Origin of the sequence: Nocardia sp. NPDC059228 (genome assembly GCF_042754245.1) — a bacterium.
Taxonomy (GTDB): Bacteria; Actinomycetota; Actinomycetes; order Mycobacteriales; family Mycobacteriaceae; genus Nocardia.
In genome coordinates this window covers 400,691-414,178 of the sequence record NZ_JBHZAL010000004.1, presented here as the reverse complement: position 1 = coordinate 414,178, position 13,488 = coordinate 400,691, and the positions used below count along the sequence as shown (strand labels likewise).

The window sequence follows — 13,488 nt, the reverse complement described above, 5'->3', positions numbered from 1 at the left end:
GATCCGATCGTCCGCCCCGACCGGGCACCCGAGACAGAAGCCGAAGTCGCACGCCCGACGGCCTTTCGCCGCTGCCGCCCCACCGCCGGCGCCACCGTGGGCGAGACCCTGGTCCCGCGGGCAGCGGGACCTCTGGCCGGCCGACAGTGGCCCCCGAGCACCGCAGGCCTACCCGGCCGGACGCTGCGGCCGTGCCCGCACCGCGGTGAGCAGTTCGGCTATGGCGCTGTGGATTCCGTCGGCGAGCACCTCGAGATCCGGGGTCGAGTCGTAGTCGCCGGTGATGCCGAAGGTGAGCTGATCGCGGTAGCTCAGGATGGCGATGCCGGTGCGCAGGCGCATGGCGATGGGAATGGCCGGTATCAACTCCAGGACCTCACAACCCAGCATGGTGAGGGTGCGGCGCGGGCCCGGGACGTTGGTCGCCACGGCCGTCACGCCGCGCTGCGGCAGATGCGACCACAGCCGCATGCCCCAGGCGACCGGCGCGAACGGGAGCCGGCCGGCGAGGGCGAGCAGCGACTTCTCGGCTTGCGCCGCCCCGCCCGACTTGTGCCGGGCCATCCGCCGGTGGATGGTGGTGAGCCGTTCGACCGGGTCGTCGAGATGCAGGGGCAGCAGGGACAGAACCGCCGAGACACGGTTGTCGAGAAACGTCTTCGCATCCGCGGCGCGCATCGACACCGGGACGAGGATCCGCACGCTGTTACCGGTGGCTTCTTCCCCGCGCCCGAGCAAGACAGCTCGGTACGCCGATGTCACCGCGGCCAGCACGACGTCGTTGACCGTCGCGTCGAAGCCGTGTCCGATCTCCCTGATCTCGTTGAGCGAGGCTCGCGCGATCGCATATCGTCGTTGCCTGCCGATCGGACCGTTGAGCGAGGAGGCCGCGGGCGTGGAGACGAGAGCGGCCGCCACCGGGACCAGGCTGCGGACCAGACCCAACGCATAGCGTGGCACCTCCACCGGCAATCGGAGCCCGGTAACCGCCCAGTCGAACCAGTTCCCGCCTCCCGCGGCATCGGTGTCCGGCGCCGGCTTCTCCCGGCGCTCCACTTCCGTTTCATCACAGAAGCTTTCGAACAGGTTCACGCCGGAGACACCATCGACCAGACTGTGATGCGCCTTCACGATCACGGCCCAGCGCCCGCCCGCGAAGTGGTCGATGACGACGCACTCCCACATCGGATGATCGCGGTCCAGGCGCTCCACCAGCTCACCGGCGACGAATTCACGCAAGGCGCACTCGTCGGCAGGTTCGGGCAGCGCGCTCCACCGGACATGGTGGGCGAGATCGAAATTCGGGTCGTCCTCCCATACCGGTACGGCCAGGTCCAGTGGCGCACGCCGGACCCGCTGCCGCAGGCGGTCGTTGGTCGAGACCCGCTCGGCCAGCGCCGCCGTGAATTCCGCACGACCGGGAGGCGCACCGGCCAGGATCGCCACGGCGGCGATACCGAGGCTGATATGCCGATCGGAGTCCTCCAGTTCGATGAATCCCACATCCAGCGGCTGCAATTCGGTCATGACCGACACCTGATCTCGAGATCGTCGTGGTGACTACGTGCCGATGGGACGGCCGAGCCCGCGCAGCTCCGCCTCCCAGCGCGCGGCGTGCAGGCGTTCCAGCGCCTGTGTGACACACCAGAACAGCGCGAACACTCCGAATCCGGCTCCCATGAGCAGCGCGACACCGGTGCCGACGCCGTCCCACATCGCCATTTCGGGTTGCCGCGGCGGGTCGGTGACCAGCCCGTCGGTCCCGACCCAGAGCTGCACCGTGTCGCCGGCCTTCGTATCGCGCCGGATCCCGGTCGTTCCGGTCGCGAGGTTCCCGTCGCGCTGCCACTGCACCTGTGACTCGAAACGCGCCGGCTGCGCGGGACCGGCCGGCTGGACTTCCTTCGGCGCGGTCAGAACCGTCGCGTGGACCGTGGTCTTCGAAGCGTTCGCGACGCTGATGTGGGCGGCGCTGCGGGTGTAGGTCTCGGTCCCGACCGCGGCGGCGACCGGCACGGCCAGCAGCAGCAGGACGACCACCAGCACGTGCAGCACCGACTCCCAGCGGTCGGATGCCCGCATGAGCGGATTCGTATTCCACGGCCGCATCCGCCACACCCGCCACAGCAGTGAGCAATTGTGTGACATGGCCCTGCTCCTCGTCCCTGGAGTTTCTCGTCTGCCCGTTCAGCATCTCGCGTCCAGGGCCGCTCGGTGACGGCCGAAAGTCACCGATCCGCCGGTCCGAGGTCGCCGGTCTGGTGCCGATAGGCCGCTAGGCAGTGTCTAGGTATCGGGCCGCGATGAGCCCCCCTGCCGCCGGTGTCGCCGATCCACCGCACAGCGCACAGCAGGGACCAAATACCCTGCGGCGCAGGAGCAACGGCCGTATGTTCGAGCTGCCGGCAAACCGCAGACTTTCGGTATGAGCGGCGACGAAGGTGTGCGCGGCCGGTCCGTGCCCGATCCGGCGACAATCACGGCGATGATCGAGGTGGCGGCGCGCGCGCCGTCGCTGCACAACACCCAGCCGTGGCGCTGGCGCTTCGATGGCAGACGCCTCTATCTGTATGCCGACGCCGAACGGCAGCTGACCTCGACCGACCCGCTCGGCCGCCAGCTGGTGATCAGTTGTGGCGCGATGCTGCACCACGTCAGAACCGTGTTCGCCGACCACGGCTGGCACACCGACATCGTGCATGTTCCCGATGAGCGTCACCCGGATCGACTGGCCGCCATCGAGTTCCGGCCGTGGAGCAATCCCCCGGCGAGCATCCGCACCTTGGCCAGCGCCGTCGAACACCGCCGCACCGACCGGCTCGCCCTCCATGAGCCGCAGGGGTGGGCCGAACTGCTGCCCAGGCTGCGCGCGCTGACAGCGGCACAGTACGTGCGGCTCGACGTACTCGACGAATCCGTTCGGCCGCAGCTCGCGGCACTCTCCCGGAAATTCGCGACACTGCGCGGCCACGACATGTTCTATGACACCGAACTTCACTGGTGGGCAGGTCATTCCGATGGGCAGGAAGGCATTCCCCGCACCGCGCTGGCATCGGAGGCGGAGTTCGCGCAGGTCGGCGTCGGCCGGGTGTTTCCCCCGGGTCCGCGCACCGCCCGCCGCGATCACTTCGCCGATCGCGCCCAGCTCGTGGTCCTCAGCGCCGTGCGGGACTCGGTACCGCAATGGGTTCGCGTCGGCGAGGCGCTGTCCGCGGTACTGCTGGAGTGCACGGCCGCCGGGCTGGCCACCTGCACCCTGACCAACATCACCGAGCTACCCGACGGGCGGGACCTGCTCACCGGCATGATCGCCAGCCCCGGCATTCCGCAGGCGGTAGTCCGCATCGGCACCCCACCGATCGACGACGCGCACCTACCTCCCCCCACCCCTCGACGCCCGGTAGCGGACATACTCACCCTCGCCGACCAGGCCGCCCCGGCACCGCCACATCGGCGAAACCGCTGACCTCCAGGAGCTCCGCCAGCGCCGGTCGGGGCCGACGCCCGGGGCAGGCGGCGACCGCACCCGGGCGTCGACCTCGACGTCGTCACCGGGATCGTTGCAGGCAATCCGCGGGACAACCGTGAGCCGCTGCGAAGGGGTGAGCGGCTCACGTCTCCTCGATCCTCTCCGCGTGACACGACTCGGGATCGAAAACTGCTGCTGTAGTGGCTGATTGGAAACCCTATCGAGCGCGCCGCCGATATCCACCAGACCAGCCGCCGATTAGGGGGTGATATGTGTTACTTCAGTTAACACGCCTGATCAGCGCATTCATAGCAGTCACCGAACAATCCCGATTCGGGGGATTACAAGACCAGCCGACCAGTCAAAGCGAGAAAAACAGACTGGGCAACTGCTCAGTAACCCAGAGTGTCACCTGACCGCGCCATCGGCGCCGTCGAAGCGGCGCGCAAGAATTGCCGAGGCCAACCTCGGGCTGAGTACAGGATCACCAGCGAGATCGCCAGGCCGGCCACGAGCAGGATCTGCCAGAATCGCGCCAGGTCGAGAAAGGTGAACTGCTGGGCGGCAAAGAAATTCGTGAACGACACCTTGCCGTGAATGCTCAGCGTCTCACCGATGAGACTGCCGAAGACCACCGCCACCGCGCCCAGCAGCATGTAGGAGAGCTTGCCCTGCCCGCGCTGTTCCCGCTTGACGATCAAGGGGGCCAGGAAGATTCCCGCCGCCGGGAACGCCGCTACCACCCAGGACAATGCCAACTGAAGATGCCGGGTGCGAGTCAGGTTGTATGGCAGTACTTTTGCCAGGTCGAGGCCGAAGAAGACGGTCACATCGGCGCGATAGTGCTGGTGGCCGCGCCGCGCAGGCTCTGCACGCCGAACAGGATCACCACCTCCGCGACATACCACCGGGTGGAGCGTTGTCCGGGAGTAAGCGCCACCTCACCAGGCTGCCGGAACGACAACGTGGCCGCTTCACGGCCACGCCACCCGATCCGCTCACCCCAACGGCCGAATGCCAGACGCCGGACAGGATGCAGCGGTCACCGAACAAGGCGGCGCGGGATGCCGACGGGGTGTGCGACGACACCAGCGACGAGGAATTGATCCGCGTCGCCGGCGCCAGGTGGTCACAGCTGAGCGGGCCAGCGCCAGTCGGCGATCTCCGGTGGGTCGATGCCGTAGCGGCGGGCGTACGCGTCGGCGGCCTCACGGCGGGCTGTGAGCTCTTCGGTGAGCGCGGCGAGCCGTTCGGACAGGCGCGGCACCTCGGCGAGGGCGGCGGCCGCCAGGGTGAAGCGGTCGATGCCGTTCATGGCGCACATGCTGAAAGGTGTTGTGGTGGTGCCGTTGTCGGTGAATCCGTGGACGTGCATGACGTCGTGGCCGGGGCGGCGGTAGGCGATGCGGTGGATGAGCCAGGGGTACCCGTGGAAGGCGAAGATCACCGGCGCGTCGGTGAAGACGGAGCGGTATTCCTCGTCGGAGATCCCGTGCGGATGGCGATCCGGCGGGAACAGACGGGCCAGGTCAACCACGTTGACAACGCGGACAGCCAAGTCCGGCACCAGCTCTCGCAGCAGCGCCGCGGCGGCGAGAGCTTCCTGGGCGGGGACGTCCCCGGCACAGGCCAGCACCACCTCGGCGGGGCGATCGGAATCCGAACTCGCCCAATGCCAGACGCCCAGGCCCTGCTCGCAGTGCACTCGCGCCGCCTCGTCGTCGAGGTATTGCAGCGCGGGCTGCTTCCCGGCGACCACGACATTCACCCGGCCGCGGCTGCGCAGGCAGTGGTCGAAAACATGCAGCAGGCAATTGGCGTCCGGCGGCAGGTACACCCGGCTGACCTCGGGCCGCTTGCTCAGCACATGGTCGATGAAGCCGGGATCCTGATGGGACGCCCCGTTGTGATCCTGCCGCCACACGTGCGAGGTGATCAGGTAGTTCAGGCTGGGAATCGGCTCGCGCCAGGGGAATTCCGCCGCCATGTGCAACCATTTGGCGTGCTGCACCACCATCGAATCGATGATGTGCGCGAAGGCCTCGTAGGTGGAGAACACACCGTGCCTGCCGGTCAGCAGATAACCCTCCAGCCAGCCCTGGCACAGATGCTCCGACAGCACCTCGAAGACGCGGCCGTCCGGGGACAACCGATCATCGTCCGCGATCCGCCTGGCGCGCCAGCGCCGGCCGGTGACCTCGAGAACGGCGTCCAGGCGATTGGAGGTGTGCTCGTCCGGTGAGAAGAACAGCAGATTGCGCGGATTCTCGACCAGCGCGTCGCGCAGATACCCGCCCAGTACCCGCGTCGCCTCCGCCGATTCGGTTCCGGGAGAGGGGAATTCGAGGGCGTAGTCGGTCGGGTCGGGCAGTTGCAGGTCGACGCTGTCGTGACCGTGCGCGGCGCGATTGGCGCTCATCCGCCTGTGCTCGGGATGCAGGCGAGCGATCCGGTCCACCGGACGGCCCTCGTCGTCGAAGAGCTCCTCGGGCCGATAGGACCGTAACCAGTCCTCCAGTTGCGCAAGGCGTTCCGGATTCTCGCGCACGCCCGGCAACGGCACCTGGTGCGATCGGAAGGTGCCTTCGACTCGCACGCCGTCCACCATCATCGGACCGGTCCACCCCTTCGGAGTCGACAGCACGATCATCGGACGGCAGGGATCGCGCGGACCCAGGCCGTGCTCGGCGAACTCGCGAATCTCCCGGATCCGCTCCATCGCCTCGTCGAGCACGGTCGCATACCGGTCGTGGACCTCGGCCGGATTGTCGCCGTCGACATACATCGGCTCCCAGCCCTGCGCGCTGAGCATGGCGTCGAGCTCCCGGCGCGACATGCGCCCCAGCAGCGTCGGATTCGCGATCTTGTAGCCATTGAGGTGCAGGATCGGCAGCACGGTGCCGTCGCCGACGCGGTCCAGGAACAGCGACCCGTGCCAGCTGGTGGCCAGCGCCCCGGTTTCGGCCTCGCCGTCACCGATCATGCACGCCACCACCAGATTCGGATTGTCCAGCGCCGCGCCGGTGGCATGGGCGAGCGAATAGCCCAGTTCGCCGCCCTCGTGGATGGAACCCGGCAGATGCGGTGAGGCATGGCTGGGGACACCACCCGGGAAGGAGAACTGCCGGAACAGTTCTCGCATCCCGGCCAGGTTCTGGCCGACCTCCGGGTGCCGCAGCGAATAGGTGCCCTCGAGCCAGGTCGCGGCGGTGAGCGCCGCGGCACCGTGGCCGGGCCCCAGGACGAACAGCATCTGCTGCCCGGTCCGCATGATGACCCGATTGAGGTGGGCGTATGTCAGGGTCACCCCGGGCACGGTTCCCCAGTGGCCGATCAGCCGCGGCTTGATGTGCTCGGGCCGCAGCTTCTCGGTGAGCAGCGGATTGTCCATGAGGTAGATCTGCCCGGCGGCCAGATAGTTGGCGGCCCGCCACCACGCGTCCAGGTCGATCAGGTCGTCCCGGATTCCGGTTCCGGCGCCGGGCATGGTCAGCGTCATCGCTTCGTCTCCTCGTCTTCGGCGTGCACGACCATCACCGGGCAGTGCGCGTGCTGCACCAGGGAATGGGTAGTGGATCCGAGCAGCATTCCTCGGAATCCGCCGCGTCCACGGTTGCCGACCACGACCAGCTGCGCGGTCTTCGACAGCTCCCCCAGCCGCTCGGCGGGCCCGGAGGCGAACACCTCGCGGGTCACCGCGACATCCGGATACTTCTCCTGCCAGCCGGCCAGCCGCTCGGCCAGGACGGCTTCCTCGATACCGGCCAGCTCCGCAGTCACCACCGATACCACCTCGTCTGCGAATTGCCCCGTGTCCCAATCGCTGAAGACGTGGACGGCGACCAATCCCACTCCCCGTTCGGAGGCTTCGGCGAACGCCGCGCCGATCGCCGCCTCGCTCACGCGGCTGCCGTCCACGCCGACCACGACCGGACCCGAGCCGCGAACCGCATTGGCTGCGTCGGGGTCCGGCCGCACCACGACCACCGCGCCCCGGGCGTGACTGGTCACCGAGAACAGGGTGGATCCCAGATGCGAGAGCGTGCCGGCCGTCCCGGTCGCCCCGATTACGACCGCGAAGGCGGACTCGCTGAGATCGATCAGCACCTGGGCGGGACTGTCGGTCGACACCGCGGACGAGACCGTCAGTTCCGGCTCGTAGTCGCCTGCGGCCACCCGGGCTCGGGCGATGGCCGCCGCGCCGGCGGCCTTGACGGCATCGACGAGCGACGGCGTCGCCACCGCGTAGGGACCGACGCCACGGCTGACCGCTACCAGATCCAGGCCGTGAACGATGTGCAGTCGGCGCTGCCGCTGTGCGGCGTAGTTCGCGGCCCAGTGCACCGCCCGCGCCGACCCTTCCGAATTGTCCACGCCGACCACGACGGGCGCGGAGGCCAGCCGATGCGGATCGTCGAGTTCCTGGTGTGTCATCCTGACCTCCGGGGTGAGGTGAAATCGTCGGCGCCCGGGGAGGGGCTCGTACTCTCACGGTAGAAATGGGACCTGACCGCCCTCTGCAGGCGATCGTCCTCGGAGTGAGGACCAAAGACCTCTGCGCGGCGACCGGGCTGAGCGGCCTGGGACTTCGGCCGTTGGTCCCACCGGTGTCGGGAACATCGGCCCTGCTGATCCGCGCGAGCAGCGACAAAACTTGCTGCCATGAATCCTCCCGCAACTCCGCATGCCGTGGCGACCGTGGCCCTGGTCCTCGGCGCGGCTATGGTGGTCGCGGTTCCCGCCGCCACCGACTACATCTCGCTCTGGGCTCGGCTGTACGGCGCGGTGCTGGTGTATCTCGCGCTCGTCGAATACCTGGCCGTCGCGATAGGGCTGGCCCGATGGGGCGTCAATCAGCTGCGATCGTGAGCGGATCCGGATCTGATGCCTTGCGGCTCACCGGCATTCGGACCGTCGCCCCCGCCGCCAGCAGCTCGGTGAACCCGTCGTAATGGATCTCCACCGGGTCCGCCACGCCCGGATCGGCGGCGACCTCCAGTTCGGAGGCGCTGACCCTGATCGCGAGCCGGTGCCCGCGGTAGACGATAGAGAAGCGCAGCTCCCCCAGCTCGTCGGGCCAGCAGGGGTTGAAGATGAGGCGATCGGCCCGGACCTCCATTCCGGTGAAGCAGCGCTGGACCAGGTCGATGGTTCCGGCCATGGCGCCGAGGTGGATTCCCTCCTGCGTGGTCCCGCCCTGGATATCGGCGATATCCGAATCCAGGACCCGGTCGAAGAATTCCATCGCCCGCGCCCGATGCGCACGGGCCAGCACCCAGGCGTGGACCAGCGCGCTCAGCGTCGAACCATGCGACGTGCGAGCCAGGTAGTAGTCGATCGTCCGCGGAATCATCTCCCCGGGAAGGTCATAGCCCAGGCGCTCGAGCACCTCCCGCAATTCGTCGGCGGAGAACAGATAGAACAGCATCAGGACATCGGCCTGCTTGCCGGCCCGATAGCGGTTGACGTCATCGCCCTCGGCCTCGAGGATGCGATCCAGCCGCTGGATTTCGCCGTAGCGCTGCCGGTAGCCGTCCCAATCGAGTTCGGCCAGTTGCTCGTAACCGTCGAACTGGCTGATGACCTCGTCGTGGAAAGGCACGTACATCCGCTGCCCGACATGCTCCCACCGCGCCAGTTCCACCGGTGAGACGCGCAGCGATTCGAGCAGTTCCGCCCGTGCGCGGGGCGTCAGCCGTGCCAGCGCGTCGCGCGCCCGCAGCAACGTCCACACCGCCATCACATTCGTGTAGGCATTGTCGTCCACGCCGGATCCCGGTGCGCTCGGCGATCCGGTGTGGAATTCGTCGGGCCCGATGACCCCGCGCAGGTGATACCGGTCGTGGCGCGGGTCGTAGTCGGCCAGGCTCGCCCAGTACCGGGCGATCTCCACCATGAGCTCGGCGCCGTAGTCGGTGAGGAATTCGAGGTCGCCCGTCGCCTGGAAGTACTGCCAGACGTTGTAGGCGATGGCACTCCCGATATGGTGGGCGCGTGGGCTCGGGTCGGGATTCCAGTGCCCCGACAGCGGATTCAGATGCATGAGCTGGCTTTCCTCACGGCCGTCGGAAGCGGACTGCCACGGGAACATCGCCCCGGACAACCCGGCGGCGGCCGCCGCGCGCCGCGCCTCCGGCAACCGGCGGTATCGGTACCGGAGCAGACCGCGTGCGAGTCGCGGGAAGCGAGGACTCAGAACCGGATGCACGAACAGCTCGTCCCAGAAGACGTGCCCCCGATAGGCCTCGCCGTGCAGACCCCGCGCGGGGACCCCTACGTCCAGATCGGCGGTGTGCGGCGAGAGGGTCTGCACCAGATGCAGCAGGTGCAACCGGATCACCCGGGTCGCGTGTTCACCGCCGCCCAGATCGATTCGGAGCCGATCCCAGAGGTGTTCCCAGGCAGCCGTGTGCGATTCGAGCAGGTCCGCGAACCGGCCGGCACTACGAAGTGCGCGCGCGGCCTCGTCGTCCGGCGCCGAGACCGCGTGGTCGCGGCCGGTGACCACGGCCGCGATCTTCTCCAGCACGACGGTGTCGCCCTCGGCCATCGCGACGCCGTGGTCGTGCCCGATCGACCCGTCGCTTTCGACGAGCTCGGTAGCGGGACACAGCTTCACACCTTCTCGGTGCAGCGTGCCGCGCGCCGCGGTCGCAACCGGAATCCGGGATTGCCCGGTGCGTACCACCACCAGGACCGATTCAGGTGACAGCTCCCGCGCCGAGACCCGCTCGAGGTGATCCCCCGACAGGTCCCGGTACCGCGCCACCAGACTGTTGTTCACCGCGCCGTCCACCGTCGAGCGGAAGACCGCTGTCCCCGACCAGTTCTCGGCGGTCACCGTGGTCTCGAGTGCGCACAGGTGCGGCGCGTGCATGGCCGCGAACCGCCGCTGCCGCACCGCGGTGATGCGACCGGTGCCGTCCCGGAAGCGGAAGTGCCGCAGCAGAACCGCCCGGCGCAGATCGAATTCCTGGCGGTAGGACAGCAATTCGACGGTGTCGATGTCGAGCCAGTCGCCGTCGCCGATACGGAAGGTGACCGGCAGCCAGTTGGGCAGGTTCACCAGGCTCTCGTTGTCGACCGTGCGCCCAGCGATCTGATCGAAGACCCGGTTGTAGATCCCGGCGACGTAGGTACCCGGGTAGTGGTGCTCCCCGGCCGCGCACTCCGGCGCGGCCCCGCGGGTGGCGAGATATCCGTTTCCGACGGTGCACAGCGCCTCCCGCAGCCGCTCGTGCGCCGGGTCGTACCCGTCGAAGGCGAACACCCACGAATCCGACACGGCCCCAGCGGATTCGGCGGCGAGCAGGACGGCCAGATCGTCGAGGAAGGAGCGCACGCCCTCGGGTCCGGGCAGCGCGAAGCGGGCGGCGGTCCGCCGGTCGCCGTTCTCGTCGTGCCGGACCACGATCGAAATACCCTCGGCCTCCACGGCGTCGAAGGCGTCCTCGTCGGTGAGGTCGTCGCCGATGTACATCGGCAGCATCGGCGTGACGAGGTGGCCGAGGATCCACTGGAGCGCGGCGCCCTTGTCCCAGTCCATGTCCGGCCGCAGTTCGACCACCTTGCGTCCGCCCGTCACGCGCAGGCCACGTTGGTGCGCCTGCGCGTGCACGGCGGCCGTCACCGCGCCGACCTGCTCCGGGGCGACCCGCCGATAGTGCACGGCGACCGCGAAACGCTTGTGCTCCACCAGGATCCCCTCGATCGCGCTCAACGACCGCGTCAGCTCCTCCGCTGCCTCCGCCAGCGCGCGTTCCGCGCCCGGAGCGGCATCGTGCACGTACGTCGTGCCGTCCGGGGCCTGTAGTTCGAAACCGTGACACCCGGCGTACCAGAGACCCTCGACACCGACCCGGTCGCGCAGATCCGCCAGCTCACGCCCGCTGACAATGGCGACCGGGCACTGCGCCGCGAGCCGCGCCAGCGCCGCCGCACCGCCCTCCACCAGGGTCGCGGCCGCCGGATCGGGGACGATGGCCGACAGCGTGCCGTCGAAATCGAGTAGGACGGAAGCCTTTTCGGTGTCGAGCAGGTCACCGAGCCGCCCCGCGACTGCCTCCGGCACCTCCGACATCCGCCGGAAACCGTTGCGCAGCCGCACCCGATCGAGGTCGGGCACCACCACATCGGCCCCGCGCTCGGCCAGACGATCGCCGTGCCCGCCCCGATCGACGCCGATCACCAGGCCGAATCCGCCGGCCCGGCCCGCCGCGACACCGGCCTCCGCGTCCTCGACCACGACGGTCCGTTCCGGCTCCGCGCCCAGCCGACGCGAGGCCTCGAGCAGCATCGCCGGGTCGGGCTTGCCCGCCAGCCCCAGCTCCGCCGCCACGATGCCGTCCACCCGCACCGTGAACAGGTCTCCGATACCAGCGGCCCGCAGCACGTCGGCGCAGTTGCGGCTGGCGGAGAACACCGCGACGCCGATACCCGCCGTCTGCAGGCGCCGCACCAGGGCCACGGTGGAGTCGAACGCGGGGACGCCGTCGCGTGCGAGCCGTTCGAGGAACAACCGGTCCTTGCGGTTGCCGAGTGCGCACACCGTTCCCGCGTCCTCGGCGTCGGCGGGATCGCCTTCTGGTAGCGAAATACCACGTGCGGCAAGGAAATCGGACACACCCCGGTAACGCGGTTCACCGTCCACCCACCGCAGGTAGTCGTCGTCGGTGAAGGGCGACAGGTTCTCGCCCGGGGCCGGCGCCCGATGTGCGAGGAAGTCGTCGAACATCTCCTTCCAGGCCGCCGCGTGGACGCGGGCGCTGTCGGTCACCACGCCGTCCATATCGAATATCACCGCGTCATGGCGCCGCGCGTCGATCAGCGGCGCGGGCCGCATATTGTCGTCCACGGCTTCAGCGTGCGTGCGTCCGGGCGCCGGGCCAAGGGTCCTGTAGCACCGTAACGAGGACCAACGGCCCCTGTAGCGCGCACGCCACCCGTCCTAGCGTGAGTCCATGAGCCAACTACCCAGCGGCGACACGATCGAGCAGGCAGTCCGGCTGGCCGGTCGCGCGCCTTCCCTGCACAACAGCCAGCCGTGGCGGTGGGTCTTCGACGGCGATGCCCTGCACCTGTTCTCGGTGCCATCGCGCATGCTCCCGGCCACCGACCACTCCGGTCGGCAAATGCTGATCAGCTGTGGTCTCGCGCTGGGGCATCTGCGCGCCGCGCTGGCCGCGGCCGGGTGGCAGACGCAGGTCACGTACTTCCCCAACCCCAACCGGCACGATCAGCCGGCGACGGTGACCTTCGAGCCGTCGCGGATCGTGACCGACGCCGACCGGGATCGGGCCGCCGCCATCACGGTTCGCTACACCGACCGGCTCCCCTTCTCCGCACCGGCGGACTGGAGCGATTTCGAACCGGTACTGCCGGTCATCGTCGCCCCCTCCGACGCAGTGATCACCGTGCTGGCGCCCGAGGCCCGCACCGAGCTCGCCCGCGCTTCACGGCTGACCGCGGCGATACGTCGCTACGATTCCGGCTATCAAGCCGAATTGCAGTGGTGGACAGGGCATTCACTCCCCGCGGAGGGTATCCCGCCGACGGCCCGGGTGTCCGCCGAGGAGCGCGAGCGGGTCGATCTGAGCCGCGTACTCCCGGCCGTCGACGAGGAGCCGCGCCGGACCGAGATCCAGGACGATCGGTCCGTGGTTCTCGTCGTGTCGAGCGGCAACACCTCCGCGGACCTGCTGCGCTGCGGTGAGGCACTGTCCACCATCCTGCTCGAATGCACGGTCGCGGGCTATGCGACCTGCCCGATCACCCACGTCACCGAAGTGCCGCAGAGCCGAGCGGTCATCCGCGAGCTCACCGGCCGCGTGGAGCAACCCCAGGTGCTGGTGCGGGTCGGCACGGTTCCCGCCTCCGACCGGCAGCCGACCCATACCCCACGGCTGCCCCTCGAACAGATCCTGGAGGTCACCGCTCCCGCCGCCCCCGGCGGCCCAGCTACGTCCGGCCATCCCCGATAATCCGTCCCGGAGAGCTATGTTCGACCACGATGACCTACA

9 protein-coding genes are annotated in these 13,488 nt (G+C 68.8%); 3 read left to right on the top strand and 6 right to left on the bottom strand.

Going from position 1 to position 13,488, the window contains the following annotated elements:
* Nucleotides 1-168 precede the first annotated feature (168 nt).
* Both ACFXKA_RS10125 and ACFXKA_RS10120 read right to left on the bottom strand, forming a co-directional pair.
* The gene (locus tag ACFXKA_RS10125; RefSeq protein WP_379426891.1) at nucleotides 169-1,527 is read right to left on the bottom strand and encodes a wax ester/triacylglycerol synthase family O-acyltransferase; all 1,359 of its coding nucleotides are present in this window, start codon (nucleotides 1,525-1,527) and stop codon (nucleotides 169-171) included.
* Nucleotides 1,528-1,560: 33 nt separating this feature from the next.
* Entirely contained in the window at nucleotides 1,561-2,148 is a 588-nt protein-coding gene (locus ACFXKA_RS10120) for a hypothetical protein (RefSeq protein ID WP_379426890.1), read from the bottom strand.
* A 277-nt stretch (nucleotides 2,149-2,425) separates the two neighbouring features.
* On the opposite strand from ACFXKA_RS10120, the gene ACFXKA_RS10115 reads away from it, so the two are divergent.
* Nucleotides 2,426-3,466: an Acg family FMN-binding oxidoreductase gene (locus ACFXKA_RS10115; protein ID WP_379426889.1), complete on the top strand. Its 1,041-nt coding sequence runs from the start codon at nucleotides 2,426-2,428 to the stop codon at nucleotides 3,464-3,466.
* 395 nt (nucleotides 3,467-3,861) lie between these two features.
* Here ACFXKA_RS10115 and ACFXKA_RS10110 read toward each other — a convergent pair whose 3' ends face one another.
* From ACFXKA_RS10110 to ACFXKA_RS10100, 3 genes are all read right to left on the bottom strand, one after another.
* Nucleotides 3,862-4,299, bottom strand: a complete 438-nt coding sequence (locus ACFXKA_RS10110) for a hypothetical protein (RefSeq protein ID WP_379426888.1) — start codon at nucleotides 4,297-4,299, stop codon at nucleotides 3,862-3,864.
* Nucleotides 4,300-4,598: 299 nt separating this feature from the next.
* Nucleotides 4,599-6,968, bottom strand: coding sequence for a phosphoketolase (locus tag ACFXKA_RS10105; protein ID WP_379426887.1), 2,370 nt, complete (start codon nucleotides 6,966-6,968; stop codon nucleotides 4,599-4,601).
* Nucleotides 6,965-7,903, bottom strand: a complete 939-nt coding sequence (locus ACFXKA_RS10100) for a universal stress protein (RefSeq protein WP_379426886.1) — start codon at nucleotides 7,901-7,903, stop codon at nucleotides 6,965-6,967. Before ACFXKA_RS10100 ends, ACFXKA_RS10105 begins: the two co-directional genes overlap by 4 nt.
* A gap of 228 nt (nucleotides 7,904-8,131) precedes the next feature.
* Between ACFXKA_RS10100 and ACFXKA_RS10095 the strand changes: the two genes are divergently transcribed.
* A complete protein-coding gene (locus ACFXKA_RS10095; protein WP_364618540.1) occupies nucleotides 8,132-8,338 on the top strand; it encodes a hypothetical protein in 207 nt (68 codons plus the stop codon).
* Here the strand turns inward: ACFXKA_RS10095 and otsB are convergent.
* Nucleotides 8,319-12,311 carry a trehalose-phosphatase gene (gene otsB, locus ACFXKA_RS10090; RefSeq protein ID WP_379426929.1) on the bottom strand — a complete coding sequence of 1,331 codons (3,993 nt, stop codon included), beginning with the start codon at nucleotides 12,309-12,311 and terminating at the stop codon, nucleotides 8,319-8,321. The genes ACFXKA_RS10095 and otsB overlap by 20 nt on opposite strands.
* A gap of 118 nt (nucleotides 12,312-12,429) precedes the next feature.
* On the opposite strand from otsB, the gene ACFXKA_RS10085 reads away from it, so the two are divergent.
* Complete coding sequence (locus tag ACFXKA_RS10085; protein WP_379426885.1) at nucleotides 12,430-13,449, top strand: Acg family FMN-binding oxidoreductase; 1,020 nt, start codon at nucleotides 12,430-12,432, stop codon at nucleotides 13,447-13,449.
* Nucleotides 13,450-13,488: the final 39 nt, after the last annotated feature.

Bases quoted from the DNA above. Each gene is read 5' to 3' on its own strand.
- ACFXKA_RS10085 (WP_379426885.1), top strand. From the start codon at position 12,430: ATGAGCCAACTACCCAGCGGCGACACGATCGAGCAGGCAGTCCGGCTG.
- ACFXKA_RS10120 (WP_379426890.1), bottom strand. From the start codon at position 2,148: ATGTCACACAATTGCTCACTGCTGTGGCGGGTGTGGCGGATGCGGCCG.
- ACFXKA_RS10115 (WP_379426889.1), top strand. From the start codon at position 2,426: ATGAGCGGCGACGAAGGTGTGCGCGGCCGGTCCGTGCCCGATCCGGCG.
- otsB (WP_379426929.1), bottom strand. From the start codon at position 12,311: ATGCGGCCCGCGCCGCTGATCGACGCGCGGCGCCATGACGCGGTGATA.
- ACFXKA_RS10100 (WP_379426886.1), bottom strand. From the start codon at position 7,903: ATGACACACCAGGAACTCGACGATCCGCATCGGCTGGCCTCCGCGCCC.
- ACFXKA_RS10095 (WP_364618540.1), top strand. From the start codon at position 8,132: ATGAATCCTCCCGCAACTCCGCATGCCGTGGCGACCGTGGCCCTGGTC.
- ACFXKA_RS10105 (WP_379426887.1), bottom strand. From the start codon at position 6,968: ATGACGCTGACCATGCCCGGCGCCGGAACCGGAATCCGGGACGACCTG.
- ACFXKA_RS10125 (WP_379426891.1), bottom strand. From the start codon at position 1,527: ATGACCGAATTGCAGCCGCTGGATGTGGGATTCATCGAACTGGAGGAC.